The sequence below is a fragment of the Mesorhizobium sp. M7A.F.Ca.CA.002.15.2.1 genome (assembly GCF_003998715.1).
Classification (GTDB): Bacteria; Pseudomonadota; Alphaproteobacteria; order Rhizobiales; family Rhizobiaceae; genus Mesorhizobium; species Mesorhizobium ciceri.
Window position 1 is genome coordinate 1 of sequence record NZ_RZPI01000488.1, and the last position, 4,383, is coordinate 4,383.

Below are 4,383 nucleotides of genomic sequence, written 5' to 3' on the forward strand. Positions count from 1 at the left end.
GTGTAGGAGGGCATCGCAACGGCGAAGCCGCTGCCGACCGCGCCATTGGCGAGATGCGACCACAAGCTCTTGTCGGTCTCCAGCCAGTAACCACCATGGATAATCACCACCAGTCCTTTGGGCGCGGCCTTGGGAAGGAAAAGATCGAGCCGATTGCGCGGCCTGTCGCCGTAGGCGATGTCGAGCCGTGCCCGGCTCTCTGCCGAGAGCGCATCGCGGAATGCTGCCGCTGGCTCGGACCAGGCGGCTGGCCAACGGTCGCTGCCGGCAATGTTCGCGCCGTTGGCATAGGCATCATCCCAATCGACGATGTGACGTTCGAACATCTGCGCCCTCCCCCAAAACGGCATCGCTGTTGCGCTAGCAATGGCCAGCGCCACGCCATGCGTCAATGCTCCAGGGCAAAAACATTTTAGGCTTGAAACAAATTTCGACTGGTGCGATCCTGCCCGCACGAACAGCCGACAATGGGAGGTCTGCTGTGCTGCCCTCACCTGCAGATGTTCACCCTTTCGGCGCGCATCTCCGAGCAGGCGTGATGGGCAGCACGAAGCCTCCTCAGAGCAGGACCTTAGGATCCACCACATCCAGCCAAGGCGCATTGCGCACTGGCCAGGCAGCAGACGGGAGAGCGGCGACATGCTTGGGCCTTCAGCGCATATCGACACGTTCACGCGCGATCACCTGCCGCCGCCGGAGCAATGGCCCGATATACTGCTCGACGGCTTCGACTATCCCGAACGCCTCAACGCCGGTGTCGAACTGACCGACCGGCTGGTCGAGAAGGGCCTCGGCGACCGCACAGCCCTGATCGGCAATGGCCGCCGCCGCACCTACAAGGAACTGTCCGACTGGACGAACAGGCTCGCCCACGCGCTGGTCGAGAATTATGGCGTCGAGCCCGGCAACCGGGTGCTGATCCGCTCGGCCAACAACCCCGCCATGGTCGCCTGCTGGCTGGCTGCCACCAAGGTCGGCGCCGTGGTCGTCAACACCATGCCTATGCTGCGCGCCGGCGAACTGGCCAAGATCGTCGACAAGGCGGAAATCACCGTCGCGCTCTGCGACACCAGGCTGATGGACGAGATGACCGCCTGCGCCAAGGACAGCACCTTCCTCAAACAGGTCATAGGCTTCGACGGCACCGCCAACCATGATGCCGAGCTCGATCGTGCCGCTCTCGACAAGCCGGTGACATTCACCGCCGTCAACACCGGCCGCGACGATGTCGCGCTGCTCGGCTTCACCTCGGGCACGACAGGCGTGCCGAAGGCGACGATGCATTTCCACCGCGACCTCCTGATCATCGCCGACGCCTATGCCCGCGAAATCCTGGAGGTGACGCCGGACGACATCTTCGTCGGCTCGCCGCCGCTGGCTTTCACTTTCGGCCTTGGCGGGCTCGCTATCTTTCCCCTGCGCTTCGGTGCGGCGGCGACGCTGCTGGAGCAGGCGACGCCACCCAACATGATCCACATCATCGAGACCTACAAAGCCACGATCTCCTTCACCGCGCCGACTGCCTACCGCGCCATGCTGAAGGCCATGGATGAAGGTGCCGATTTGTCTTCGCTGCGGGTTGCCGTTTCAGCCGGCGAAACCTTGCCCGCTCCGGTTTTCGAAGAGTGGACGCAAAAGACCGGCAAGCCGATCCTCGACGGCATCGGCGCCACCGAAATGCTGCACATCTTCATCTCCAACCGCTTTGGCGACATGAAGCCCGCGTCGACCGGCAAGCCGGTCGGCGGCTACGAGGCGCGCATCGTCGACGACGAGATGCGCGAAGTACCGCGCGGCGCGACCGGCAGGCTGGCGGTGCGCGGCCCGACCGGCTGCCGCTACATGGCCGATATCAGGCAGAAGGACTACGTGCGCGACGGCTGGAACATCACCGGCGACACCTTCACGCAGGACGAGGACGGCTTCTTCCATTTCGCCGCGCGCTCCGACGATATGATCGTCAGCGCCGGCTACAACATTGCCGGCCCCGAGGTCGAGGCCGCACTTCTGTCACATCCCGACGTCGCCGAATGCGCGGTGATCGGCGCCGAGGACGCCGAGCGCGGCCAGATCGTCGAGGCGCATGTCGTGCTGGTGCAGGGCGTGGCGCCTGACGCATTGACGACCAAGCGCCTGCAGGACCATGTCAAGGCGACGATCGCGCCCTACAAATACCCGCGATCGGTGAAATTCATTGCTGCTTTGCCCAAGACCCAGACCGGCAAGATCCAGCGCTTCCGGCTGCGCACGGAGAAAGTCAATTGAGCGAGCCCTACGATCCGGCGTCCGAAGGCGCACAGATGTCGTTCAACGAGCGCATGTCGTACAGCGACTATCTGCACCTGGAGAAAGTGCTGGAGGCGCAGACACCGCTCTCGTCGGCGCATGACGAGATGCTGTTCATCATCCAGCACCAGACCTCGGAACTGTGGATGAAGCTCGCTTTGCACGAGATTGGCGCCGCGATCCGCTCGATCCGCGCCGACCGGCTTGAGCCGAGCTTCAAGATGCTGTCGCGAGTCGCGCGCATCTTCGAGCAGCTGAACAATGCCTGGGATGTGCTGCGGACGATGACGCCCAGCGAATACACCGAGTTTCGCGACGCGCTCGGCCAGTCCTCGGGTTTCCAGTCCTGGCAGTATCGCGCCATCGAGTTCATGGCCGGCAACCGCAACCTGGCCATGCTCGGCCCTCACAAGCATCGGCCTGACCTCAGCGGAAAGCTGGAAGCCATTCTGGCCGAGCCGTCGCTCTATGACGAAGCGCTGCTGCTTTTGGCGCGCAACGGATTCGACATCGGTGCCGATGCCAGGCGCACGGACTGGCGTGAGACGCGAACCGAGAATGAAGAGGTCCTGGTCGCCTGGCAGACTATCTACCGCGATCCGCAGCGCTACTGGATGTTCTACGAACTGGCCGAGAAGCTGGTCGACTTCGAGGATTATTTCCGCCGCTGGCGCTTCAACCACGTCACCACGGTGGAGCGCATCATCGGTCTGAAGCGCGGCACCGGCGGCACGTCGGGCGCTTCGTATCTGAAGAAAATGCTCGAGGTCGTGCTGTTTCCGGAGCTGTGGACGGTCCGCACCCGGCTCTGACATCATCGAAATGAGAACAGGCTCACCGAAGGGACGCTCTGTGGCGGAAACCCCTTCGCGAACAACCGGGGACTGACCATGAGTGGAATTCCTGATCTCGCCGCAGTCGAAGCGATGGATGCCACGGATCCGCTGCGGGCCATGCGCGACCGTTTCATTCTGCCGGAGGGGGTGATCTATCTCGACGGCAATTCACTGGGGGCAGCATCTCATGCCGTTTTCGGCGAGCTGCAGCAGGCGGCGACGCAGGAATGGGCCCGAGATCTTATCCGAGCCTGGAACACGGCCGGATGGTTCGAGATGCCGATCGAACTCGGCGACCAACTCGGACGCCTGATAGGAGCCGCGGCCGGCCAGACCGTTGTCTGCGACACGACATCGACCAACATCTACAAGGTGCTGCACGCAGCGATGGAGATGCGGCCCGGCCGGTCAGCCATCGTCGCCGAAGGTGACAGTTTTCCCACCGACCTGTACATCGCCGAAGGCGTGGCCTCGACCCGGGATGGCGTCCTGCTGCGCCTCGCGGGCGTCGACGCGCCGACCATCGAAGATCTGATCGACGAAAACGTCGCGGTGGTGCTGGTCAACCACGTCAATTACAAATCGGGTGAACTGCGCGACATGGCGGCGCTGACGCGCAGGGCTCATACGGCCGGAGCGCTGATCGTCTGGGATCTCTGCCACACCGCCGGCGCCCTGCCCGTCGAGCTCGATCAGGCAAATGCCGATTTCGCTGTCGGCTGCACGTACAAGTACCTCAACGGCGGTCCGGGCGCGCCGGCCTTCATCTATGCCGCGCAGCGCCACCACGGCGATATCAGCCAGCCGCTCAGCGGCTGGTGGGGCCATGCGCGGCCCTTTGCCTTCGAACGGGGTTATGTTGCCGGCACCGGCATCCGCCGTTTTCTGTGCGGTACGCAACCGGTCCTGTCGATGCGGGCGCTCAAAGGCGCGCTTGCCATCTGGAGCGACGTCGACATGGCGGCATTGCGAAAGAAGAGCGTCGCGCAGACAGAACTGTTCATCCAGCTCGTCGAAGCCAAGTGCGGCGCCTACGGTCTCACGCTGGAGACCACCCGCGACGCGACCAGGCGCGGCAGCCAGGTGTCGTTCCTTCACGACCACGGCTATCAAATCATGCGGGCGCTGATCGAGCGCGGGGTGATCGGTGACTTCCGCGCACCGTCGACCATCCGTTTCGGCTTCACGCCGCTCTATGTCAGCTACAAGGATGTGTGGCTGGCGGTTGAGGTTCTGGAAGACATTCTGCGCACGGGAGCAT

The 4,383-nt window shown here is 63.5% G+C and carries 3 protein-coding genes and 1 pseudogene; 3 read left to right on the forward strand and 1 reads right to left on the reverse strand.

The window, feature by feature from the left end:
- Positions 1-326, reverse strand: a pseudogene (locus ENZ74_RS23370) (alpha/beta hydrolase); the annotation flags it as partial.
- 313 nt (positions 327-639) lie between these two features.
- Between ENZ74_RS23370 and ENZ74_RS23375 the strand changes: the two are divergent.
- The 3 genes from ENZ74_RS23375 to kynU form a co-directional block, all read left to right on the forward strand.
- Positions 640-2,265, forward strand: a complete 1,626-nt coding sequence (locus tag ENZ74_RS23375) for an AMP-binding protein (protein WP_063167974.1) — start codon at positions 640-642, stop codon at positions 2,263-2,265.
- Positions 2,262-3,098, forward strand: coding sequence for a tryptophan 2,3-dioxygenase (gene kynA / locus ENZ74_RS23380; protein ID WP_013531744.1), 837 nt, complete (start codon positions 2,262-2,264; stop codon positions 3,096-3,098). Before ENZ74_RS23375 ends, kynA begins: the two co-directional genes overlap by 4 nt.
- Before the next feature lie 78 nt (positions 3,099-3,176).
- On the forward strand, positions 3,177-4,383 hold a 1,207-nt coding region (gene kynU / locus ENZ74_RS23385; RefSeq protein WP_127313014.1), incomplete at its 3' end, for a kynureninase.